19 protein-coding genes are annotated in these 22,262 nt (G+C 67.1%); 4 read left to right on the top strand and 15 right to left on the bottom strand.

Features of this window, described 5'->3' with window-relative positions; genetic code table 11:
- Positions 1–284: 284 nt before the first annotated feature.
- Positions 285–2,102 carry a methyl-accepting chemotaxis protein gene (locus QZM72_RS01880; RefSeq protein WP_089471344.1) on the top strand — a complete coding sequence of 606 codons (1,818 nt, stop codon included), beginning with the start codon at positions 285–287 and terminating at the stop codon, positions 2,100–2,102.
- A gap of 208 nt (positions 2,103–2,310) precedes the next feature.
- On the opposite strand, the gene QZM72_RS01875 is transcribed toward QZM72_RS01880, so the two are convergent.
- The 3 genes from QZM72_RS01875 to QZM72_RS01865 all read right to left on the bottom strand — a co-directional run bounded on the left by QZM72_RS01875 (position 2,311) and on the right by QZM72_RS01865 (position 6,527).
- Positions 2,311–3,489, bottom strand: coding sequence for a fumarylacetoacetate hydrolase family protein (locus QZM72_RS01875; protein ID WP_301736975.1), 1,179 nt, complete (start codon positions 3,487–3,489; stop codon positions 2,311–2,313).
- Positions 3,490–3,521: 32 nt separating this feature from the next.
- The gene (locus QZM72_RS01870; protein ID WP_301736974.1) at positions 3,522–5,303 is read right to left on the bottom strand and encodes an IlvD/Edd family dehydratase; all 1,782 of its coding nucleotides are present in this window, start codon (positions 5,301–5,303) and stop codon (positions 3,522–3,524) included.
- Positions 5,304–5,489: 186 nt separating this feature from the next.
- Positions 5,490–6,527 carry a LacI family DNA-binding transcriptional regulator gene (locus QZM72_RS01865; RefSeq protein WP_089471341.1) on the bottom strand — a complete coding sequence of 346 codons (1,038 nt, stop codon included), beginning with the start codon at positions 6,525–6,527 and terminating at the stop codon, positions 5,490–5,492.
- Positions 6,528–6,825: 298 nt separating this feature from the next.
- On the opposite strand from QZM72_RS01865, the gene QZM72_RS01860 reads away from it, so the two are divergent.
- Positions 6,826–8,172 (top strand): MFS transporter, encoded by a 1,347-nt coding sequence (locus tag QZM72_RS01860; protein ID WP_301736973.1) that lies wholly within the window; start codon positions 6,826–6,828, stop codon positions 8,170–8,172.
- Between the two features lie 177 nt (positions 8,173–8,349).
- Here QZM72_RS01860 and QZM72_RS01855 read toward each other — a convergent pair whose 3' ends face one another.
- Positions 8,350–9,516, bottom strand: coding sequence for a pyridoxal phosphate-dependent aminotransferase (locus tag QZM72_RS01855; RefSeq protein ID WP_301736972.1), 1,167 nt, complete (start codon positions 9,514–9,516; stop codon positions 8,350–8,352).
- A 53-nt stretch (positions 9,517–9,569) separates the two neighbouring features.
- On the opposite strand from QZM72_RS01855, the gene QZM72_RS01850 reads away from it, so the two are divergent.
- Positions 9,570–10,220 (top strand): GntR family transcriptional regulator, encoded by a 651-nt coding sequence (locus QZM72_RS01850; protein WP_301736971.1) that lies wholly within the window; start codon positions 9,570–9,572, stop codon positions 10,218–10,220.
- A 180-nt stretch (positions 10,221–10,400) separates the two neighbouring features.
- On the opposite strand, the gene QZM72_RS01845 is transcribed toward QZM72_RS01850, so the two are convergent.
- The 3 genes from QZM72_RS01845 to QZM72_RS01835 all read right to left on the bottom strand — a co-directional run bounded on the left by QZM72_RS01845 (position 10,401) and on the right by QZM72_RS01835 (position 12,269).
- Positions 10,401–10,937, bottom strand: coding sequence for a hypothetical protein (locus QZM72_RS01845; RefSeq protein WP_144030184.1), 537 nt, complete (start codon positions 10,935–10,937; stop codon positions 10,401–10,403).
- A gap of 116 nt (positions 10,938–11,053) precedes the next feature.
- Positions 11,054–11,689 carry a hypothetical protein gene (locus QZM72_RS01840; RefSeq protein WP_301736970.1) on the bottom strand — a complete coding sequence of 212 codons (636 nt, stop codon included), beginning with the start codon at positions 11,687–11,689 and terminating at the stop codon, positions 11,054–11,056.
- 4 nt (positions 11,690–11,693) lie between these two features.
- Positions 11,694–12,269, bottom strand: a complete 576-nt coding sequence (locus tag QZM72_RS01835; RefSeq protein ID WP_301737226.1) for a DUF308 domain-containing protein — start codon at positions 12,267–12,269, stop codon at positions 11,694–11,696.
- 288 nt (positions 12,270–12,557) lie between these two features.
- Between QZM72_RS01835 and QZM72_RS01830 the strand changes: the two genes are divergently transcribed.
- Positions 12,558–14,033, top strand: a complete 1,476-nt coding sequence (locus QZM72_RS01830; protein ID WP_301736969.1) for an HD domain-containing phosphohydrolase — start codon at positions 12,558–12,560, stop codon at positions 14,031–14,033.
- 110 nt (positions 14,034–14,143) lie between these two features.
- Here the strand turns inward: QZM72_RS01830 and QZM72_RS01825 are convergent, their stop codons facing one another.
- The 8 genes from QZM72_RS01825 to QZM72_RS01790 all read right to left on the bottom strand — a co-directional run bounded on the left by QZM72_RS01825 (position 14,144) and on the right by QZM72_RS01790 (position 22,178).
- Complete coding sequence (locus tag QZM72_RS01825; RefSeq protein ID WP_301736968.1) at positions 14,144–14,443, bottom strand: hypothetical protein; 300 nt, start codon at positions 14,441–14,443, stop codon at positions 14,144–14,146.
- A gap of 129 nt (positions 14,444–14,572) precedes the next feature.
- Positions 14,573–14,881 carry an EthD family reductase gene (locus tag QZM72_RS01820; RefSeq protein WP_301736967.1) on the bottom strand — a complete coding sequence of 103 codons (309 nt, stop codon included), beginning with the start codon at positions 14,879–14,881 and terminating at the stop codon, positions 14,573–14,575.
- Between the two features lie 70 nt (positions 14,882–14,951).
- Positions 14,952–16,433, bottom strand: coding sequence for an MFS transporter (locus QZM72_RS01815; RefSeq protein WP_301736966.1), 1,482 nt, complete (start codon positions 16,431–16,433; stop codon positions 14,952–14,954).
- Between the two features lie 50 nt (positions 16,434–16,483).
- The gene (locus QZM72_RS01810) at positions 16,484–17,080 is read right to left on the bottom strand and encodes a TetR/AcrR family transcriptional regulator (protein WP_089471332.1); all 597 of its coding nucleotides are present in this window, start codon (positions 17,078–17,080) and stop codon (positions 16,484–16,486) included.
- 323 nt (positions 17,081–17,403) lie between these two features.
- Positions 17,404–18,861 carry an amidase gene (locus QZM72_RS01805; RefSeq protein ID WP_301736965.1) on the bottom strand — a complete coding sequence of 486 codons (1,458 nt, stop codon included), beginning with the start codon at positions 18,859–18,861 and terminating at the stop codon, positions 17,404–17,406.
- A gap of 37 nt (positions 18,862–18,898) precedes the next feature.
- On the bottom strand, positions 18,899–20,128 hold the full coding sequence (locus QZM72_RS01800) for an MFS transporter (protein WP_301736964.1): 1,230 nt from the start codon (positions 20,126–20,128) through the stop codon (positions 18,899–18,901).
- 22 nt (positions 20,129–20,150) lie between these two features.
- A complete protein-coding gene (locus QZM72_RS01795; RefSeq protein ID WP_301736963.1) occupies positions 20,151–21,089 on the bottom strand; it encodes a transporter in 939 nt (312 codons plus the stop codon).
- A gap of 78 nt (positions 21,090–21,167) precedes the next feature.
- Complete coding sequence (locus QZM72_RS01790; RefSeq protein ID WP_301736962.1) at positions 21,168–22,178, bottom strand: helix-turn-helix domain-containing protein; 1,011 nt, start codon at positions 22,176–22,178, stop codon at positions 21,168–21,170.
- Positions 22,179–22,262 lie beyond the last annotated feature (84 nt).

Raw genomic sequence — 22,262 nt, 5'->3', positions numbered from 1 at the left:
TTTAGGACGGGCTCTCCGGGCAATCGTTTGCGTGTTGCCTGACGTCAAAAAAAATTCGACCGCGGTCCGCGTTCGTCACGCCGAGCGCGCGAACGGCTCCGGATCCGCACGCTACAACCGGTATCCATGTTCGCGCTTCGCGCGATAGCGCGTCTTGCGGCCTCCTGCGTGCCGCCGTCCTGCCGGCATCGCTCAACTTCCCGCCTCCGGTGCCGTTAAACGGATCAGGGTCGCCCTGTTCAGCGATCCAGTTCAATCACGCGGTAACGGAGACCGAAGTCATCATGCTGTCATCAATTCGCGCACGGATACTGGCGACGTGTGTCGCCATCGTAGTGACGGCGCTGGCCGTCACCGGTGGGCTCGTCTATTACGTCGTCAAGACCCACAACGACGAGGCCATCGACCAGAATCACAAGTCGATCCTCGCCGGCCACGCGCTGGCGATCGACGAATGGGTGGCCAGCCGGTCGCGCGAAACCCAGGCGCTCGCGGATACGATCACGATCGGCGAGGGCGACCCGGTGCCGGCGTTGAAGCTGCTCGGCAAGTCGGGCGGCTTCGAGGTGCTGACGCTCGGCCTGCCGGACAAGACGGCGTTCTCGAACGTGCCGCTCGCGCCCGGCTACGATCCGACCGGGCGGCCCTGGTACAAGCAGGCCGTCGGCGCGGGCCACCTAGTCGTGACGGCGCTCTACCGCGATGCGACGAGCGGCAAGCCGGCCGTCGCGTTCGCGGTGCCGGTGGTGCGCGACGGCGCGGTGAAGGGCGTGCTGGCAGCCAGCCTGTTCATGGAGAGCGTGAGCTCGATCGTGACTTCCGTTCACCCGACGCCGGCGAGCTTCGCGTTCCTGGTGGACAAGGGCGGCCGCGTGATCGCGTCGGCCAAGACCGACCTGATCATGAAGCCGGCCACCGGTCTGTCGCCGGAACTCGATGCCGATCGCCTCGGCGCGCTGCAGACGGCGTCCGCGCCCGTCGCGGTCGATATCGACGGCGCCGCCAAGCTGATGCGCGCACAACCGATCGCCGGCACCGACTGGTCGCTGGTGCTCGCGCTCGACAAGGGCGACGTGACGGCCGGCATGCGCGCGGTCGCGACGACGACGCTGTTGGCGATCGTGATCGTGGCCGGCATCGCCGCCGCGCTCGTCGGCGCGATGACGAACGCGGCCTTCAAACGCATCCTGATGGTGCGCGACGCGCTCACGGACGTTTCGAGCGGCAGCGGCGACCTGACGAAGCGCTTGCCCGCCGACGGCGCGGACGAAGCCGCGCAGATCGCGCGAGCGTTCAACGCGTTCGCCGAGAAGATCAGTGCGATCCTGTTGCAGATCCGCGAGTTCAGCACGTCCGTCAACCTCGCGAGCGCCGAGATCGCCCAAGGCAACCAGGATCTGTCGGCCCGCACCGAACACGCGGCGTCGAGCCTGCAGGAAACGGCCGCGGCGCTCGAGGAGATCGCGGGCACGGCCCGCAATTCGGCCGATGCGGCGAGCCAGGTGAACCGTCTGGCGGAATCGGCGTCGGATGTCGCGCTGCGGGGCGGCACGGTCGTGCGCGACGTCGTCTCGACGATGAACGACATCACGCAGGCGTCGGCAGAGATCGCCAACATCGTCGGCGTGATCGACGGCATCGCGTTCCAGACCAACATTCTCGCGTTGAACGCCGCCGTCGAGGCGGCCCGCGCGAACGAGCACGGCCGCGGCTTCGCGGTCGTCGCCGGCGAGGTGCGTGCGCTCGCGCAGCGCAGCGCGCAGGCCGCGCGCGAAATCAAGCAGCTGATCCACTCGTCGGTCGAGAAGATCGAGGGTGGCTCCGGGCTCGTGCAGACGGCCGGTGCGACGATGGACGAAATCGTCGATGGCGTGCGCAACATCACGAGCGTGATCGCCGAAATCAGCGTGGCCGCGAAGGAGCAGAGCACGGGGCTCGAGCAGGTGAATCAGGCGGTGTCGCAGCTCGACGATACGACGCAGCAGAACGCGGCGCTGGTCGAGCAATCGGCGGCTGCCGCGACGTCGCTGCGCGAGCAGGCGGCCCGGCTCGCGCAGACGGTCGGCGAGTTCAAGCTGGCGGAGCGCGCGGTGCCGGCGTGATGGCCGGATGAACCGGGCCGGCGAGCGCCGGCTTCGTCCGCCGCACCGTGGGAGCAGGGTCGCGCCGCGCGGCCGGTCCGGCCGGCATGCCCGCCGGCAACGGGCAGGATCGCGCTCGTTGCCGGCGCCGATCCGCGGAGGCGTCGCTCACGCCGTGGCTGACCGCGATCGATCGCGGGCGGGCAGGCCGGTATCGCTGTCGTGTCGTTCAGACAAGCAGCCCGCGTGCCGCCAGATTCGCGTACAGCGCGCGCACGCCGAAGGTCCACGGCGCGATCTCCGTGCAAAGACGCACGGTGTTGACGAGTGCGCCGAGCGCGGGCGTGGAGATCGTGACGCGGTCGCCGAGGTGATGCGTGAATCCGCCGCCGGGCGCGTCGCGATCCTGGATCGGCGAGAACATCGTGCCGAGGAACAGCATGAAGCCGTCCGGATACTGATGATGCGCGCCGCAGGTCTGCGCGACGAGGTCGGCCGGGTCGCGGCTGATCTCGCGCATGTGGCTGATGCCGTCGAGCACGAAGCCGTCGTCCGCGCCGTCGACGCGCAGTGACACGCTGCATTGCCGCACGCTGTCGAGCGTGAAGCCGTCGTCGAACAGCCGCACGAACGGGCCGATCGCGCACGAGCCGTTGTTGTCCTTGCATTTTCCGAGCAGCAGCGCCGAGCGGCCTTCGACGTCGCGTAGGTTCACGTCGTTGCCGAGCGTCGCGCCCACCGGCCGGCCGTCGCTGGCGACCGCCAGCACGATCTCGGGCTCCGGGTTGTTCCACACCGATATGGGCAGCAGCCCCACGTCCGCGCCGAAGCCGACCGCCGACATCGGCTGCGCCTTGGAGAACACCTCGGCATCCGGGCCGATGCCGACTTCCATGTATTGCGACCACGCGCCGCGGCGCTCGAGTTCCGCCTTCAGGCGCAGCGCGGCCTCCGAGCCCGGCACGATCTTCGACAGGTCGGTGCCGATGGTCGTGGCGATGGTGTCGCGCACCTCCCGTGCTTTGGCCGGATCGCCGCCGGCCTGTTCCTCGATCACACGCTCGATCAGGCTTACGGCAAAGGTGACACCGCATGCCTTGATCGCCTGCACGTCGCACGGCGCAAGCAGGTGCGTCACGCCCGGCGTGCCGTCCAGCGCCGCCTGCACCAGCGGCTCGACGCGGCCGAGCGATTCGCCGGCAGCGGTGCGCGCGATGGCGAGCGCATCGGCGCGGTCGAACAGGTCGGCGGTGGTCGGCACGGTGCGCGTGATGTCGAACACTTCGCCGCCGCGCACGGCGACGACGCTCGGGCCCGCGTGGGCGCCGTCGTGCCGCCAGACGCGGCCGATCAGCAGCGCGTGGTCGAGGTCGTGCGGCAGGCAGTCGGAAACGGAAGGAGTACGCATGGTCAGCTCGGCAAGAGTCGGGGGCGGTGGGGTCAGTGCGAATGGCGCGGGTTGCCGCGCTGCTCGATCACCTTCAGGTACAGCGTGGCCGGTTCGAGGCAGCCGCCGGTGGACAGCTGGCCGACGAACCGGCGATAGAGTTCCTGCCACGGCGTTTGCGCCTGCGGCACGGTGAAGCTGGCGGTTTCGCGGCGGCGCGCGAGTTCGTCCTCGTCGACGAGCACGTCGACGCTGCGGCGATTCAGGTCGACGCGCACGCGATCGTTCGTGCGCAGCAGCGCGAGGCCGCCGCCGACCGCGGCTTCCGGCGACACGTTGAGGATCGACGGGCTGGCCGACGTACCGCTCTGGCGTCCGTCGCCCAGGCACGGCAGCGACGTCACGCCGCGCTTCACCAGTTCGGCCGGCGGCGCCATGTTCACGACTTCCGAACTGCCCGGATAGCCGACCGTGCCGCAGCCGCGGATCACGAGGATGCAGCGCTCGTCGATGTTCAGCGCGGGATCGTTGATGCGCGCGTGATAGTCCTCGGGGCCGTCGAACACGATCGCGCGCGCTTCGAACGTATTCTCCGCGCCCGGCTCGGAAAGATAGGTCCGGCGGAACGCGTCGCCCACCACCGACATCTTCATGATCGCGCTGTCGAAGAAGTTGCCCGACAGCACCATGAAGCCGGCGCCATGCTTGAGCGGCGCGTCGGGCGTGCGGATCACGTCGCGGTCGGCGTCCTGCGCGGTGTCGGCGATCTCGCCGATCGCGCGGCCCGATACGGTCAGGCAGTCGCGCCGCAGCAGGCCGGCCGCGTCGAGCTGGCGCAGCACGGCCGGCACGCCGCCGGCGCGGTGGAAGCTCTCGCCGAGGTATTCGCCGGCCGGCATGCAGTTCACGAGCAGCGGCACCGATTCACCCAGGCGCTGCCAGTCGTCCAGGCTCAGTTCGACGCCCATGTGGCGCGCAATCGCGATCAGGTGCGGCGGGCAGTTGGTCGATGCGCCCAGCGCGGAGGCCACGACGATCGCATTTTCGAATGCCGCGCGCGTCATGATCGTCGACGGGCGAAGGTCTTCGCGGACGAGTTCGACCGCGCGCTTGCCGGTCGCGTAAGCCATCTGGCCGCGCTCGCGATAGGCGGCGGGAATGCTCGCGCAGCCGGGCAGCGACATGCCCAGCGCCTCGGCGAGGCTGTTCATCGACAGCGCGGTGCCCATCGTGTTGCAATGGCCGATCGACGGCGACGAAGCCGTGGTCAGCTGCATGAAGCCTTCGTAGTCGATCTCGCCTGCCGCGAGCAGGTTGCGCGCATGCCAGATCACCGTGCCCGAGCCGACCCGCTTGCCCTCGTGCCAGCCGTCGAGCATCGGGCCCCCCGACAGCACGATCGCGGGCATGTCGACGGTGGCCGCGGCCATCAGGCACGCGGGCGTGGTCTTGTCGCAGCCGGTCGTCAGCACCACGCCGTCCAGCGGAAAGCCGTGCAACACCTCGACCAGCCCCAGGTAGGCGAGGTTGCGGTCGAGCGCGGCGGTGGGCCGGCGGCTCTGCTCGGCCAGCGGATGCACGGGGAACTCCATCGGAATGCCGCCCGCGTCGCGGATGCCGGCCTTGGTGCGCTCGGCGAGCTCGATGTGGTGGCGGTTGCACGGCGCGAGGTCGCTGCCCGTCTGCGCGATGCCGATGATCGGGCGGCCCGACTGCAGTTCCTCGCGCGTCAACCCGTAGTTCATGAAGCGCTCGACATAGAGCGCGGTCATGTCTGCGTGCGCGGGGTCGTCGAACCATTCCTGGCTGCGCAGGCGGCGAGCGGTGTGTGACATGGCAGGCTGTCTCCTGAGGACCTTTTTCATTTTGCGTGCCGGATGATACCGGTAACATCGCTTGGATGTTAGCACGGGTTTTTTGCGTCACGGAAGGGATTTCGTGCGCGCGTGGCGAAGGCGTGGGGTAGAGGCGGTACGAGGCCGCACGCGTCGCGTCCTGGAATGCGCGCGGCCGTCGGCCCGTCAGGCGCTTTCCCGCGCGATGATCGTGTAGTCGATGCGAATGCTTTTCGATTCGGTGCGCTCGCCGCCGTCGCGCGCTTGCAGCGCCGCCAGCAATGCTTCGCCGGTGCGCAGCCCGATGCCGTACGCGTCGACCGACACGGTCGTGATGGTCGGGTGGCAGCACGTCGCGACTTCGAAGTTCCCGAAGCCGGCCACGGCGATGTCGGCAGGCACGGCGAGCCCGCGCCGGTGGCACTCCATGATCGCGCCGAATGCGGACATGTCGCTCACGCACATCACCGCGTCGGTATCCGGCCATTGCTCCAGCAGCGCGGCCATCGCGGGCCCGCCGTGGCTCATCGTGATCGGCGATTCGCCCAGCCGCACGACGCGCGGTTCGCCCAGGCCCAGCGCCTTGATCTCCGCCTGGTAGCCCTTGAGCCGGTCCAGGCCGCGGCGATCCAGCTCGCTCGCGCCGACCAGAAAGCCGATGCGCCGATAACCGCGCTCGGCCAGGTGGCGCACCATCGCACGGGCGGCGCGCACGTTCGAAAAGCCGACGGCGGTGTCGATCGGGCGCGTGGGCAGGTCCCACATCTCGACCACGGGAATCGCCGAGCGCTCCAGTACCTTGCGCGTCGCGTCGGTGTGCTGCGACCCCGTCAGCGCGATGCAGCGCGGCTGGTGTCGCAGCATCGATCGCACGAGCCGTTCTTCCCGTTCCAGGTCGTAGTCGGTATCGCCGAGCAGCAGTTGCAGACCGTGCGGCTCGAGCGCGTCGGTGAGGCCGCGCACGGTGTCCGAGAAGTTGGAGCTCGACAGCGACGGCACCAGCACCGCGACGAATTCCGAGCGCCCCGACGACAGCGCGCCGGCGGCGGCATCCGCCACGTAGCCGAGCTGGTCGATGGCCTCGCAGACCCGTGCGCGCGTCTCGGCGGCCACGCTGTGGCCGGCGAGCACGCGCGACACCGTCATCTTCGATACGCCGGCGAGGCGCGCTACGTCGGACATGCGGGGCGGCCCGGCGGGCCGGACGGCGGTGGGACTGGGCATCGGAATCGCGATCGGGGGAAGGCCGGAAAGGCTACATCATACCGGTGCGGCATACCGCGCAGGCACGGTCGCGGCGTGCCCGTCGCGATGAGGGCCGTACTAGGGAAACCACGCGTTCGGCGGCACTTGTACGCGCGTATCGCAGCATGCTACCTTCAGTTTTGTTACCGGTATCAGCATGCAGATCGCTCCCGTCGCATCGTCGGCTTTTTTTTGCCACCGGATGTTATCGGTAACATCGATGCGCGAAGCGCACGCGACGGTACGAAGAAGATCGACACAATCAGGAGACAGACCGATGCCATCCCTTACGCAGGCCGCTGCCGCACCGGCCGCGGCCGACTCGTCCGAAGACGCCCTTTACCGCAAGGTCATGCGGCGCATCCTGCCGTTGCTGCTGCTCTGTTACGTCGTGGCTTACCTGGACCGCGTCAACGTGGGCTTCGCGAAGCTGCAGATGCTCGACGACCTGAACCTGAGCGACGGCGTTTATGCGCTCGGCGCCAGCATCTTCTTCTGGGGCTATTTCCTGTTCGAGATGCCCAGCAACCTGTTGCTGCACCGCTATGGCGCGCGCTTCTGGATCGCGCGGATCATGATCACGTGGGGCATCGTGTCGTCGTCGATGGCGTTCATCGTGCCGCTCGCGCAGTTTTTCCACGTGCAGACGACCACGATGTTCTACACGTTGCGCTTCCTGCTGGGGCTGTGCGAAGCGGGGTTTTTCCCGGGCGTCATCCTGTACATGAACTACTGGTTTCCGGCGCGGCGCCAGAGTGTGGCGATGTCGGGCTTTTTGGTCGCGATCCCGCTGAGCCTGACGCTCGGCAGCGTGCTGTCCGGCTGGCTGATGGAGCAGACGCACGGCCTGTCGGGCATGAGCGGCTGGCAATGGATGCTGCTGCTCGAAGGGCTGCCGTCGATCGTGGTCGCGTTCATCGTGCTGGCCTGCCTCGGCGACGGGCCGCAGACGGCGAAGTGGCTGTCCGCCGACGAAAAAGCGGTGCTGTCGCGCAACCTCGAATCCGAGGCCGCGCACAAGTCGCACAGCATCGGCGCCGCGCTGCGCAGCCCGCGCGTCTGGCTGCTCACCTTCATCCTGCTGACGTTCAATACCGGCTTCTACGGGCTGGCTTTCTGGCTGCCGTCGATCATCCGCGCGTCGGGCGTGCAGAGCCCGCTGCACATCGGTGTGCTGACGGCCATTCCGTACCTGACGGCGATCTTCGCGATGGTGTGGAACGCGTCGCACTCGCGCAAGACCGGCGAACGCCGTCTGCATGCGGCCATTCCCGCGCTGATCGGCGGCGTGTTCCTGATCCTGAGCGCGGCGTTCGCGCAGAACGTGGCGCTGTCGATCGTATTCCTGACCATCGCCACGTGCGGCATCCTCGCGCTGATGCCGATCTACTGGACCTTCCCGGGGCAGATCCTGTCCGGCACGGCCGCGGCCGCCGGCATCGCGCTGATCAACTCGGTGGGGAACCTGTCCGGCTTCACGGGCTCGATGATCACCGGCGTCGCCAAGCAGATGACCGGCAACATCAACAACGGGACTTATGCGCTGGGCGCCTGCCTGCTGATCAGCTGCGTGCTGATCGCGTCGATTCCGCGCGACATTCTGCGGCCGCCGGCGGGGCGGTAGGGCGTTCGCGCGACGTGACGTCCGGCCGGGGCTGGGGCATCGCGTCGCCCCGGCACCGGATGCATCGCGTCACGCGGATTGATCTCGTGTGAGTTCGCTCGACCATCACACACGGAATTCCGGATACCTCCAGCCGGCGATGCCCTGCGCGCGACGCCGCTTTCTCGTGAGCGGCCGTCATGCGTCTTCCAGTGCGAAGCGCACTTTGCCCCAGAGCGTACGCAACCGTTCGACCGGTTCGTTCGAGAACACGAAACGGACGTACTGCTCGCCGTGTGCGGCACCCCATCCGGTCATGGCCGTCGCACACACGCCGCGGCGGAGCAGCCGCTCCGACATCTGCGATCCGGTCAGGCCGAAATCGGACACGCGCAGCAGCATCGACCAGCCGCCCGCCGGCATGCCGAACGGGAGCCCCGACAGTTCGGCGGCGACCGCATCCCGCCGTCTCTCGAGTTCGCTCACATAGCCAGGCAGATCGGATGCGGAGTGTTCGAGCGCCACCGCCGCGGCCTCCTGGGCAATGCCGACCGGCACCACGACATTGGCGAGCGACACGGCCACCAGATCCGGAATCAGCCATTCCGGCGCGACGATCCAGCCGACCCGCCAGCCAATCATGCGCAACTCTTTCGACGCGGCGCCGACCGTGACCGTACGCTCGGCCATGCCGGGCAGGCCGGCGGGATGGATGACCTCGCGTCCATCGAACAGCAGTCGTTCCATCGCGCTGTCGAGGATCAGCAGCAGATCATTCCGCACACACAGGCTCGCGATCAGTTGCCAGTCGGACGCATCGAAGAACCCGCCCGAAGGCATCGACGGAGACATCAGCAGCATGGCCCGCGTTTTCGGGCCGATTGCTGCGCGCAGCGCGGCCTGGTCCAGCTTCCATTCGCCGCCCGGCGTGAAGGCGAACGGCACTTGGCGCGGCACGCCGCCCGCCAGGCGGACGCGGTTCAGCAGACCTGCGTACGTCGGGTCGGTGACGATGACTTCATCGCCCGTCTCGACGGTGGCGAGCAGCGTGTTCAGAATGCCGGAGAGCCCGCCCGCCGACACCACCACCTGGTCGGCCGTGAAGCGCTGCCCCGACAGCGCCGACACGTGGGCGGCAGCGCTCGCGCGCAGCCGGTCCTGACCGACGAACGGCAAATAGGAGTTGGCCGAGTCTCGCTGGATGGCCTCTCGGGTGAACGCGAGCGCCTCGGAAGTGGGTGGGATGTCGGTGTCGAGATTTTCGAGTCGCAAAAGGTCGACGTCGGCATGATCGGCGATCGAACCCATGCGATCGACGCCGATGCCGGCAATGTGCTGCAGGCGCACAGGACGGTGGTGGCGCATCGAGCCTCCGGTTTTGTTACAATTTAATAGATAATATATGCATGGTGGTAGGAATGAACTTTGAAGTCAAGGAGGATCGCTCGCTGGCCGATCGGATCGCTGCCGCCTTGGCGGACCGCATCATCTCGGGCGTCATCGCGCCGGGGGAGTGGCTGCGTCAGGACCACATCGCGGCGGAGTTCGGCGCGAGCCATGTGCCGGTACGCGAGGCGTTCAGACGGCTGGAAGCGCAGGGGTTGGCCGTGGTGGAGCCGCGGCGGGGCGTGCGGGCGGCGCCGCTCGAGTCGGCGGACGTGCTTGAAATGGCGAAGATGCGCGCTGCTTTCGAGGCGCTGGCGCTGCGGGAGGCAATTCCCGCTCTTGATGCACGTGCGCTGGACGAACTCGATGCGATCCTCGATCAGGAGTCGGCGGCGCACGGCATAGCTGTGCTCGGCACGCTGAACCTGAGGTTTCATCGCGCATTGACCGCGCGGTGCGGGATGCCGCGGCTCCTCGCCTCGATTGGCGACATGCATCGGGCCAGTTCACGGCATCTGTATGCGACGTGGCAGCAACTGGACTGGCAGGACCGCTCGAACGACGAGCATCGGGACATCGTGCAGGCGATACGCGATGGCGATGTGGACGCGGCGTGTGCGGCGCTGTCCGCGCATATTCTGGCGGCGGGCGATGCGCTGGCTCAGGCGTTGGGTAGGCGGTAGGGATGCAGGTCGCGCCGGGTGCACCGACCGGTGCGAAAGGCTGGTTTGCGCAGGGGCTGGCGGTTTCTCCGGGGAGGTGACGGCCAAACGCGTCGGGCGGCTGTCGGCCAATACCGGTCGTTCGTCATTCGGACTTTGGTTGTCGACAATCGGCCAACAAACACCGTGTGGCCTATCGCGTCAATCGAGATGCCGAAGATGGCGATACCAGAGAGCCTTGTTTGATTTGGGGTCAACAAGGGAGAGAATTAGGTCGCCTTGCACGAAGTCGATATCGCCTTTCTGGAAGCTGTTCTGAACGATGTCGGCTTGCCATATCTCGTGATAACCCTTCTTATCTGAGCGACTTATGACGATATAGCCTTCTCCACTCGCCTCGACTGTTTCGTACTTCCATGAAATTTCTGGCAGATTCGGTGGTGAGGCAAACGGCGGGGCGTCCATGTCGGTAGCCGTTAGTGGAGGACAAGGCGCAGCTGGTCGGCTCAAGCTCTTGAATACACCATCTTTCCGGTAAGCGAACCACTGACACTCTGATGGCCATGGGTTCGCCCGAAGAATTTTCGCCTGGAGTGCATCGGGGAAACGCGCCAGTTGCCAGTCACCCTCTATTTCACGTTGGCTGGCAGGGCGTACCAATCGCGACGAATCAGTCTGGGAAAACGACGTGCACGGCAACGTGCACACGATAAAAAATGCGATGCTTTTCGCGAGCATGGATGATTTCCTGACGACACGGGAAAAATATATAAACGGCTGCTTTCGACAAATCTGAGGTCTGCTCAGGTCGGATTATGCGTATCGGACACGCGATGTTCACCAAACCTGAGAGGTCAAAAGCCCACGGATGGCCTCCATTGGACATTTTCCGGGAACGGCGTGCCTTTGAGAAAGGCTAGGAAGACTTCCAGAACCTGATCAGATATGAACCATTCATCTGCACGCATCAGGATGCTTCCCGCTCGGAAGACAAGGAGCGTGCCATCTGGGCGCACTGGGGAAGGTCTATCGTGGAATGCTCTCCATCGTTGCGACGCGTTGACTTCGAAACGCTCGATCAGGCAACTAACGCCACCGCCGGCCACCTGAACATAGTTGCCTTCTGGATCGGTCAACGACGCATAAGATGACTTCCCGTAGCTTCTCAAAGTCCGGATCCCCTTTGTGATTTGGGCTGGACTAGGAGTGGTGATCCCCGCCTTACCCTCAGCTTCGAATTTCATCGGTTCATTGCGAGGCATCTCGATCAAATTTCGCATCCTACCAGCGCCCTGACTCCGCGGCGAATGTCTGCTACCGGCGAATCCGACCGACCGCTTCGGGTCGTTCAGAGCCGTTCGCGACCGCAAAACAAACCCTGTTTTCACGACTACGATCGTCTGCAAGAGCGCATGCTTTGCACGACGCTTTACGTTGACCGCAAGCACGGCGATGACAATCCGTGCAGTGGCATCTTCATTGTCGATCAAGCGCTCACGACACCCTGCGCCGCATCCCCCGCACCTGCAGCCAAATGGCGGATATCAGGAAATAAAGCGCACCCACTCCCGCGTAACCCGCGATCTTGACGATCGCCGGCGGCATCGGCGCGTGGCTTTGCAAAATGAAGAACAACCCGGCCAGCGCCGATTGCGCGCCGCTCAGCACCATCACCCACTGCGCACCGGCATGCTTCCACCGCCGCACGGCGGTGCCGAGCTGCAGCGCGCCAGACAGAATCGCCCACACGCCGAACACCGCGAGTACCGCCGGCAGGCCCGCACTCAACGCCGGAAATACCGCCAGTGTCGTGACGACGCTGATCGCGACGTTCACCGCCTGGGTGCGGTTTGCCGCCATCCCGCCGCTGCGGGACAGGTCGACGAAATTGGCGAGCGCGTCCCAGGCCGGATAAACGACCAGCAGAACCGCCGCGCCGGCCGCGCTCTGCCGGCCGACGGAAAATGCCAGCGCGACCCAGATCAGCGAGAATATCGCCCGGGAAAAGTAGTACCGTTTCAGCCAGTGTTCGTCGGCAGGCGCGTGGAATTCGGGGTAGCGATCAGTCATTTGTATTCCTTTTGCATTGAACTCGTTCCGGCCGGCATGCAGCATGTCCGCAGTGCGGATTCGGGGGCGGCGCCGGCCGGATCTCCAGTGCACCGAGTATCGCAATCGTCCGCGCCTGCCGCCATCGGTCAGATGTCCGATGGCGAAGGCCACAGGCGGCTTGCACCGACGAGGGCCAACATCGCACCGGCTTGGCCACGGCGCGCCGCCGGCGCGCATGCTCATGCACGCCGCGACGCCGTCGCGTATGATCGTTTTCCCGCCCTCGCGAATGTCTGCGCCCACCCGATGCCCGACGCCGAAGCCCGCCACGCCCCGCTGCGCATAGTCGACGCCGTACGCGCGCTGGCCTTCATCGGCGACCTCAGCATGGGCCAGCCGACCGACCATTCGCCGCGCACCGCCTGGCTGGCGGCGCAGCTCGCGCACGCGGCACGATTCGATGCCTCGGTGTGCGACACGGCTCGCGAGGTGGCGCTGTTGCGCTGGTCGGGCTGCACGGCGAACGCCGCGGGCTTCGCGCAGGTATTCGGCGACGACATCGCGATCCGCGCCTCGATGCTCGAGAGCCGGCCCGGCGTGGCTGAAGCGGTCGGCGGCGCGGGTGCCGCGCTGATCCCGCTCGCGCAGATTCATTGCGAAGTCTCGGGCGAGGTGGCGCGAATACTCGGTCTGTCCAGCGCGACGGAAACCGCGCTGCGGCACATTTTCGAAACCTGGGACGGCAACGGGCTGCCTGCTCGGCTCGTGCGCGAACAGGTGCCGCCCGCCGTGTCGATCGTCGCGCTGGCGGGGGACCTCGACGTGCTCAGCCGCACGTACGGCATCGAGCAGGCCCTCGAATTGATCGGCCAACGCGCGGAGTCACGCTATCCGGCCGTGCTCGTCGAGACGGCCGCACGCGACGCATCGCGCTGGCTGGCGGCGCTCGAGCACATGGCGCCCGCCGACCTGGATGCCGAACTGGCCACGCCGGACATGCACGGCGCGACGTCCGCCGAATTGATTGCGGACGTCATCGATCTGAAATTGCCGTGGATGACGGGTTTTTCGCGTTCGGTCGCCGCGACGGCGGCCGCGTGCTACGGCCGTCTGTCGCCGGACGAAGCCGCGCGCGAACGCGTGTACCGTGCCGGACTGATTCATGGCATCGGCCGGGCCGCGGTGCCGAACGACGTGTGGAATTTGCCGACGCGGCTGCCTGCGAGTGCATGGGAAAAGGTGCGACTCGTACCGTACTGGACCGAGCGCGCCGGCAGGCAGACGGGGGCGCTCGGCGAAGCCGCGATGCTTGCGTCGTATGCGTACGAGCGGCAGGACGGTTCGGGCTATTTCCGCGGCGCGCGCGATGCGGCGCTGACGCTGGAAGCACGCGTGCTGGCGGCGTCGCTGGCGTGGGTCGCGTTGCGCTCGGCGCGTCCGTGGCGCGCGGCGTTGAGCGATGCAGCCGCCTCCGGCCAGTTGCAGGAAGAAGTTGTGTGCGGCCGGCTATGCGGCGAAGTGGTGGCTGCGCTCGTGACGGGCGAGGCGCCCGTGCTCCGGCGCATCGCCACGGGCGCGTCGGCCGCTGGCCCGCGCCTGTCCGCACGGGAAATCGACGTCCTGCGGGCGATCTCCCGTGGCGCGAGCAACAAGCAGGTCGCACAGGCGCTCGCGATGAGTCCGAGCACGGTGCGCACCCATGTCGAGAAGGCGTTCCGCAAGCTCGAATGTTCGACACGTGCCGCGGCGACCCTCAAGGCGTCTACGCTGGGGCTGCTCTGATGCGCATTCGCTTTCGTATGTACGCGGACCGCCGGTCAGGCCGGCGCGAGCTTTGACGCTCCGCCTGTCCGGTGGTTTATCCCGCGTATCCCAGATGGCGGTTGCCCCATTCAAGTCGGCCAGTCGTTCATCCGTTGCCTGCAATCGGGGGCTGTAGCCTCGGCGTCGGCCCAACCGTACCCCAACGCCGCGATTGCGAAGTAGACGGCACCGACTGCCTCGCAGGAAAGCAGCGCGCCCGCCAGCGCCGTTCGCGCTCCACCCGAGATCGCTTGCGCCGGCGTGCCGGCGTGCTTCCCGCGATGCATTGCTGCGCCAATCCGAAACAGCCCCGACACGATAGCGAGCACGCCGAACGCACGCGGCAGGCCGTTCGCCAATGCAACGATGAAGATCTGACGTACGGACATTGCGGTGATCCTCCCGGTCCGGTATTCGCGTGACGATTGCCTATCCTGACACCCGACCTTTCGCGGCGCTATCGGACAAGTGACCGATGGCGCCGGCCGAAACCGCTGCATGGCGGCGCGCGATCGTCGCTACGACACGCGCGATAACGCATCCGTGACTTGCCGATCAGGCTCGATATCGGTGAACGCATCGATATCGGCCATGACGTCTGCCGTCTCCGCGGCAGCGAATGCGGCGTCCAGCGCCGCGCTGTCCTTGAAGCGGCACATCGCCACGACGATCAGTTCGCTATCCTCACGTGCCGGAAAGAAAGCGTCGATATAGTCGAGCCCGTACGGCTTCCAGGACTTTTCCACCAGCGGAATGTGTTGTTCGACGTAGTAACGGGCATCGAATCGCGTGCCCGCGGCTCGGCGATAGGAAACGACGAGATACATGAAGAACCTCCAGGTCGGACTGATACGCCGATGAGTGTCGATACGGACGGATAGGGGCAAATACGGGCGATCAAGGCCGTTTGCGTTCAGGGCCGAAGCCCGAACGGGCGGCGGCGCGCATCGACGTATGCGCGGCGGGCGCGCGTGCAAGCGAGATGCCTAGCGCGGCGCCCACCGCGAGGAACACCGAGATCGACAGCAGTGCGACGATGAACGCGTGCGCGATGGCCGCCGGATCCTGGCGCGTGCCGAGCGTCGTATAAAAAATGCCCCCGATGATCGCCACGCTCAGCGACGTGCTGACCTGCAGCGTCGAGCTGGCGATGCCGGCGATCATGCCGGACAGCGCCGGTGCGACGCGTCCCGTCACCATGCGCATCAGCGTCGGCAGCGCGAGACCTTGTCCGAAACCGATGACGAAGAGCACGACGGCGAGCGGCGCGGCAGCAAGCGGCATCCCGATCGGCGTGGCATGGATCAACCACGCGAGGCCGACGAGCCCGACGATCTCCAGGCTCATGCCGAACGGATTGACGTAAGCGCCGATGACACGCGAGCAGAAGGGCGTCGACAACGGGCCGAGCAGGAACCCGACGCCGAACGGCAAGAACGCGAGGCCTGCGCTCAGCGCGTCGACGTGCAACGCATTCTGCAGATACACCGAGAACAGCAGGAAGAACGCGCCGATCGAGTACAGCAACAGCGCGATCAGCAACGCGCGCCCCAGCCCCGGCGCGCGCAGCGCGGCCGGATCGAGCAGCGGCGCGCCGCCGCGGCGGCCGAGCCGGCGCTCGTAGTGCCAGAAGAACCCGGCGAGGGCCGGGACCGCGAGCAGCGACACCCATGCCCAGACGGGCCAGCCTGCTTCGCGCCCCTCGATCAGCGGCACGATCAGCGCGCCCAGCGTCAGCATCGACAGCGCGGTGCCGCCGAGGTCGAGCTTGCGCGCATGCTGCGCACGCGTTTCCTTCAACAGTCGAATGCCGAACAGGACGACCAGAATCGCCAGCGGCAGGTTGACGAGGAAGATCGTGCGCCAGCCCAGATTCAACAGGTTCAGCGAGATCAGGATCCCGCCCAGCGCCTGCCCGACCACGGCGGCGAGGCCGAACACCGCGCCGTACAAGCTGAGCGCGAGCGGCTTTTCCGATTCGGGGAAGATCGCCTGGATCGAAGCGAGCGCCTGCGGCGCCATGATCGCGGCCGTCACGCCCTGCAACGCGCGGCCGACGATGAGCGTCCACGGCGAACTCGCGAGACCGCACAGCGTCGAGGCGATCGCAAAGCCGATCAATCCGAGGAAAAACACGCGGCCGCGGCCGAACAGGTCGCCCAGTCGGCCGCCGGTGATCAGCGTCACCGCGTACAGGCCCGCATACGATGAAATGACGAGTTGCTCGGCCGACGACGAGGCGCCGAGTTCCGCGCGGATCGACGGCAGTGCGACGTTGACGATGAAGAAATCCAGCGGCGGCAGGAACGCACCGACGAGCAGGACCGCAAACATGGCCCAGCGACGCGGGTCGGGTGATACGGGGTCATTCCGTGACATGGACGGCTCTCCATACGGAACCGGTCGGTTCCAAAATGGGTAAAAAAATATCAGTCGAGGATGCGCATCGTGCGGTCGACAAGCGCGAGCATGTCGGGCTCGGACATACCGGTTTTTCCCAGCACGCGCATGCCTTCGATCTGGCAGACGAGCAAACGCGCCAGCACCTGTTCGTCCTGCTCGGCGATTTCGCCGCTCGCCTGGCCGCGGACGATCGCACCGGCATAGAGCTGTTGCAGCCGCCGGAACATGCGCCCGGTGCGTTCCGCGACATCCGCGTCGCGCGCGGCCAGTTCCGTGGTCATCGCGACTGCGAGACAGCCGCGCCGGCCCGCCTCGCCGACGGACAGGCGCGCATAACGCAGCAGCGAATCGCGAATCGCATCCTTCACGGCACCGGGTTGCGACAGGATGTCGGCGGTCGCCTTGAGCCCGTCGGCCATGTACAGGTCGAGCGCCGCCAGCAGCAGCGCCTTCTTGTCGCCGAACGCCTTGTACAGGCTGCCGCGCGACAGGCCGGTGCCGGCGATGAGATCGGGCAGGGACGCGCCTTCATAGCCGCGGTCCCAGAAAACGTCCATCGCGTCGCGCGCGGCATCGCCAAGTTCGAATTCGCGGGGACGGCCCACGCCAGCCGGATTTGCCATTGATCGGTTTCGCAAACGATGCGGTGCCTGAAGTTGGATGGATTATATGGACCGATCGGTTCCGATGTCAACGTGCGTATGTCGACTAGGCGCGGCAATGGCCGTCCTTGCGGACGGCCCGGATTCATCCGATCAGTCGGGCCCGCCCTGGCACGGATTCCGGCACGGCCGCGGCCGCCGTGTGGGGCGGTAGCGCGTTCGCGCGACGTTACGCCCGGCCGCGGCTGGCACACCGGCTGCTCTGGCCACCGATGATGGTGGTACGCGACGCACGCGAGGCTCAAACCCGGCTGCCGCGCACCTGTCGCTCGCCACCGAACCGGTCACGTGCCCGACAGCCCGACGCACACCGGCGGGGCTCGATCGGCCCACGGCACGGCGCGTTCGAGCTGGGCAGCAAGCGAGAACAGCAAGGACTCCGCGCCGAATGCCGCCGCGAACTGGCTGCCGATCGGCAAACCGTGTTCGTCCTGGTAAAGCGGCACCGACATCGCGGGCTGGCCGGTCGCGTTGAACCACGCGGTGAACGGCGAAAACCGATGCGACCGATCGATGACGTCGCTCAACGATTGCGCGTCGTCCACCGTCGCGAGTGCGGCCGGCGCGAGCGGCGGCATCGCGAGCGTCGGCGTCAGCAACGCGTCGTAGCGTTCCATCAGCCGGCCGAACGTCCTGCCCAATGCATGGATCCAGTCGACCGCACTCGCGTATTCGGCGCCGCTCACGTTGCCCTTTTCGCGCAGGATGATGCGGGTGCGGGGCTCGATTTCGTCGTCGCGCACTGGCGTGCCGCGCTGGTCGCCGACCGTATCGAGCAGCGCGCGCGTTTGCGCGCCGATGATCGTAAACACGCGGTCATAGAAAACGGCCGAATCGACGGGACTGTCGAGCGGCTCGACGTGATGGCCGAGCGCGCGCAGCAACCCGACGGTATGGCCCAGCGCGGCCCGGCATGCCGGATCAAGCGGCCAGGGCGGCGCCTGCTCGATCACGGCGATTCTCAGCGGCCGGGGATCGCGCTGCGTGGCCGAGAGAAACGTGTCGGCCTGATGCGGCGACGCATAAGGCGCGCCGATATCGGCGCCGGCGGTGAGGTCGAGCAGCGCGGCGCTGTCGCGAACCGAGCGCGTGATCGCGTGGTTGATGCCCATGCCGGCCCATCCCTCGCCGATCATCGGGCCATTCGGCGTTCGGCCGCGCGTCGGTTTCAGCCCGAATACGCCGCAACAGGAGGCGGGCACCCGCAGCGAGCCGCCCCCGTCGTTGCCGTGCGCGAACGGCAGCACGCGGGCGGCCACGAGCGCCGCCGCGGCGCCGCTCGAACCGCCGGCGCTCACGTGCGGATGCCACGGATTGCGCGTGACGCCGAAACGCGCCGATGACGTGCAATAAGACGTGCCCAGTTCCGGCGACAACGACGTTCCCGCGATCGGTATGCCGGCCCGCCGCAGTCGCGCCACGAGTTCGCCGTCGAAGTCCGGCCGGTGGTCGCCGAACAAAAACGATCCGTTCGACATCCGCGCGCCGCGTACCGGCATGAATAGGTCCTTGATCAGCGTCGGGACGCCGGCGAGGATGCTTTCGCGTCCGGTGACGGACGCGGCGGCCTGTCGCGCCGAGTCGTCGAGTCGTTCCGCCACGGCATTCAGCACGGGGTTGAGCGTATCGAGACTGGCGAGCACGGCGTCCAGCAATTCCGTGGGTTGCACTTCTTTCGCACGTACGAGCGCGGCGAGCGCGATACCGTCGTGCGTGGCGATGAGCGTCTGGAAATCTGTCATGGATGGGATCGTTCAAGAACAGGAAAACGTGAATGGATCATTCGTCGTCGCGACGGCGAAGCGCCGGCAACAACCACAGCAACGCCGTGAAGGCCGTGCCCGCCGCAACCGCGAACACAGCCGTGCGCAATCCGCCGAATGCGTGCGCACAGCCCAGCACGACGAGCGGGCTGACGAACTGGCCCAGATAGAGCGCGGCCGTGAAACCGCCCAGGCCGCGACCGCGCATCGCGAGCGACAGCGTGCGCATCAGCGGCAGGATCGCATTCGGCACCAGCATGCCGCCGCCGAAGCCGTGTATCACGACCGCCACGACGATGGCCGGCACCGTTTGCGCACGGGCCAGCAGCGTCAGGCCCGCCGCGAGCAGCGCCAGGAGCACGACGTTGACGAAGCGGCGGCCGAGCGCATCGCGCAACCAGGGCCACGCGATCGAACCGGCCAACGTCGACAGCAGGCCGACGCCCGCGACCGCGCCGATCATCGTCGACGAGCGCTGGCCGATGTCGACCATCAACTGCGGCATCTGCACCGGCACCACGAAGGAACTGATCATGCCGATGCAGATCAGTCCGTAGCCGGTCGCGAGCGTCGGCACGAGCCGGTTGCCGGCCGGCGGCGTGCCGCCGTCGGCCGGCTCGGCGGGTTGACCGTCGCGCAGCGGTTCCCACAGCACGGCCGCAATCGCCGGCACGAGCAGGATCGGCAACAGGTACAGATAGAACGGATAGCGCCACGCGTGCTCGCCGGCCGCGCCGCCGAGCACGAAAAACACCGTGCCGACGATACCGATCGTGACGACCTGCCGGTTCACGTAGCGCACCCGTTGTTCGCCATGCCAGTAATCGCCGATCAGTGTCGTGCAGCAGGTCATCACGCACGCCTCGGCCGCACCGAGCGCGAGCCGGCACGCGAGGATCGCGGCGAGGCTGTCGAGCCACGCCGGCGCTGCGCCGACGACTCCGTACACGAGCGTCGCGAGCAACAGCAACATCTTGCGTCCGACCCGATCGGCCAGCCAGCCGGCGAGCGGCGCGCACAGCGCGATCGCGAGCGCGGGGCCCGTCGCGACGAGCGGGACGAGCGCCGCCAACTGCGGGTCGGCCGGCACGAATTCGGCCGCGAGTTTCGGCAGGATGGGCGCGATCATGACCGCGCCCATCACGGTGAGACTGCTGCCGAGCAACAGCACGGCGCCCTGGCTTGCGCCGGCCTGTCTGGCCGCATGCGTATAGGGTGCGGATTGCGCGGAAGAAAGCGGATTCATCGATAGCTCCCGAATCGGAACATCAGAACGACAGCGCGGCACGCAGCGCGACCTGGTAGCCCTGCGCGCGGTTCTGCGCGCCGAATTCCTTGTACGCATGCAGCCAGAACGCGGGCTTGCCCGGCTCGACGTAGCTGATCGCCGGGCCCAGCGCATTCACGCTGGAGCGGTTGCCGTCGACGTTCGGGCCGTGGTCGTTGGTCAACTGCCGCTCGATGTAGCCGCCGAGGCCCGCCGTGAACGGGCCGATGTGCTGGCCGAGCGCGAATTCCTGGCGAAACCCGGTGCCGCTGCGATAGTTCGTCGCGCGGTTGGTCGTGTTCTGATCGAGCTCGATGCTGGTCGAGATTTCGAATCCGCTATCGGTGATGTAGGTCGCACCGATGATCGGCGAGAAGGTCCAATGGTTGACGCCCGGATTGAAGAGGCGGGTGACGCGATACGAGCCGGTCGGCGCCTGTACCTGCAGGGCGACGTTGACGAACAGGTTCGGCGAGGCCCATGCGAGGATCAGCGGCTGGAAGTCCGCGTCGCCGATATTGGTCGGAGCGGCCGACATCGCGAGCGTGCCCACCGGCGTCGGCACGTTCACGTGCCCGTTCATGCTCAGGAACGGCACGATCGCGCCAAAGCCGACGTTCGCGCCGAACAGCTTCGCGTTCGTCATCCGGATGTACGCGAGGCTCCACGACGCGACCGTCAGCGAGAAGTCCGCGTTGCCGCTGTTGCGGATCGTACGGGTCGAGTAGTACGCGAAGCGGGTGGCGAGCGTGCCGTTCGGCGTGGGCGGCGGCGTGATGCCCGCGCCGAAATCGAATACGCCGAACGGCGTGATCGGGCCGTCGTTTTCGAGCGCATGGGCGTGTTGGCAGGCGAGCGTGGCCGCCAACGTGCCGATCGCGACGGCGGTGGTGCGTGTGCGGCAGCGCCGCACGCCGTGCGGACGTCTGAGGATTTCCATCGTGCCGTTCCCCGTACAGTTGAAATGTGTACGGAGTCTAGGAACGTCAAAATCCGGGGCGTTATCCGCTTTTGGTAATTATCGCGGCGCGCGTTTGAGCGTGTCGGACGGCAGCTCGCCGAACAGTTCCCGGTAGTGCGACGCGAACCGGCTCAGGTGCCAGAAGCCCCAGCGGCACGCGACGTCGCTGACCGACGCGCTGGCCGGGGAATGTTCGCGCAGTTCGCGGCGCACCGCGTTCAGCCGCAGCACGCGCAGATACCACGCGGGGTGAGTGCCGAGGATTTCCTCGAAGCAATACTGCAATTTGCGCCGGCTCGCACCGACTTCGCGACACACGTCGAGCACCGTCAACGGCACATCGGGCCGCGCCGCGACGAGTTCGCGCACGCGATCGACGACGCGGTGCCGCGCGGACGGATCGAGCCGGACGGGGCGGCCGGCCGCCTCGGTCGCGTGCATGAGTTCGACCAGAATGGCGTCGCGCAGCGACTTGCGCGTGTGCGGCCGGGCGAGCGGGCGCTCCGGCGTATCGGCCGCCTCGAAGCCGGCCACGAGCAACGCGGTCAGCGCGTCGTGGCGGGCAGAGGGCACCCGCAGGATGCGGGTTTCGCTCGACGATACGCCGTCGCCGTTTTCGTCCCGGTCGCCGAGCCACGCCAGTTGGCGCAGCGTGGCGTTGGGCACCGTCAACAGCACGACGTCCTGATGGTCGGGCGTGCGCAATTCCGGCAGCGAGGTGCCGCCGGAGACGAGCAGGGCCTTGTCGCGCAGCGGCGCGCCGCCGCAGAAGCCGTCGCCGGCGGTTTCCAGCGGGATGCTGAACGACGTCCTGCCGGCGCATTGGTCGCCGCGCTTGAGCAGCGCGCGGTTCACGCGTTCGCGCAGTAACTGCATGCCGTCGAAGCGGATTTCGTGCAGTGTTCCGCGGAACGGCCCGGGCGACAACTGATCGAGCCGGATCGACCAGCCGTGCGTGCGTTCCGCGTGGGTATCGACATCCTTGCTGGCGAAGCGCCGGATCAACGGCGGCGCGTCAGGCGCGGTGTCGGCAAGGCCTGCGGTGGACGGCAGCGGAGCGGAATGCATGGTCGAGTGGGGCGATGGACGAGGCGTCCGCCGACAATGCGCACACAAATTCCGGTTGGCAATGCGTTTTTACCCGTGGCTGCG

The organism is Burkholderia sp. AU45388 (assembly GCF_030481585.1).
Taxonomy (GTDB): domain Bacteria; phylum Pseudomonadota; class Gammaproteobacteria; order Burkholderiales; family Burkholderiaceae; genus Burkholderia; species Burkholderia sola.
The sequence above is the reverse complement of the archived record's forward strand: the minus strand, read 5'-3'. Positions and strand labels throughout refer to the sequence as shown.

Coding starts and splice junctions, on each gene's coding strand:
- QZM72_RS01880 (WP_089471344.1), top strand. CDS start 285: ATGCTGTCATCAATTCGCGCACGGATACTGGCGACGTGTGTCGCCATC.
- QZM72_RS01815 (WP_301736966.1), bottom strand. CDS start 16,433: ATGTCACGGAATGACCCCGTATCACCCGACCCGCGTCGCTGGGCCATG.
- QZM72_RS01810 (WP_089471332.1), bottom strand. CDS start 17,080: ATGGCAAATCCGGCTGGCGTGGGCCGTCCCCGCGAATTCGAACTTGGC.
- QZM72_RS01835 (WP_301737226.1), bottom strand. CDS start 12,269: ATGACTGATCGCTACCCCGAATTCCACGCGCCTGCCGACGAACACTGG.
- QZM72_RS01790 (WP_301736962.1), bottom strand. CDS start 22,178: ATGCATTCCGCTCCGCTGCCGTCCACCGCAGGCCTTGCCGACACCGCG.
- QZM72_RS01875 (WP_301736975.1), bottom strand. CDS start 3,489: ATGCGTACTCCTTCCGTTTCCGACTGCCTGCCGCACGACCTCGACCAC.
- QZM72_RS01800 (WP_301736964.1), bottom strand. CDS start 20,128: ATGAATCCGCTTTCTTCCGCGCAATCCGCACCCTATACGCATGCGGCC.
- QZM72_RS01820 (WP_301736967.1), bottom strand. CDS start 14,881: ATGTATCTCGTCGTTTCCTATCGCCGAGCCGCGGGCACGCGATTCGAT.
- QZM72_RS01825 (WP_301736968.1), bottom strand. CDS start 14,443: ATGTCCGTACGTCAGATCTTCATCGTTGCATTGGCGAACGGCCTGCCG.
- QZM72_RS01830 (WP_301736969.1), top strand. CDS start 12,558: ATGCCCGACGCCGAAGCCCGCCACGCCCCGCTGCGCATAGTCGACGCC.
- QZM72_RS01850 (WP_301736971.1), top strand. CDS start 9,570: ATGAACTTTGAAGTCAAGGAGGATCGCTCGCTGGCCGATCGGATCGCT.
- QZM72_RS01870 (WP_301736974.1), bottom strand. CDS start 5,303: ATGTCACACACCGCTCGCCGCCTGCGCAGCCAGGAATGGTTCGACGAC.
- QZM72_RS01805 (WP_301736965.1), bottom strand. CDS start 18,861: ATGACAGATTTCCAGACGCTCATCGCCACGCACGACGGTATCGCGCTC.
- QZM72_RS01860 (WP_301736973.1), top strand. CDS start 6,826: ATGCCATCCCTTACGCAGGCCGCTGCCGCACCGGCCGCGGCCGACTCG.
- QZM72_RS01865 (WP_089471341.1), bottom strand. CDS start 6,527: ATGCCCAGTCCCACCGCCGTCCGGCCCGCCGGGCCGCCCCGCATGTCC.
- QZM72_RS01795 (WP_301736963.1), bottom strand. CDS start 21,089: ATGGAAATCCTCAGACGTCCGCACGGCGTGCGGCGCTGCCGCACACGC.
- QZM72_RS01855 (WP_301736972.1), bottom strand. CDS start 9,516: ATGCGCCACCACCGTCCTGTGCGCCTGCAGCACATTGCCGGCATCGGC.
- QZM72_RS01845 (WP_144030184.1), bottom strand. CDS start 10,937: ATGCTCGCGAAAAGCATCGCATTTTTTATCGTGTGCACGTTGCCGTGC.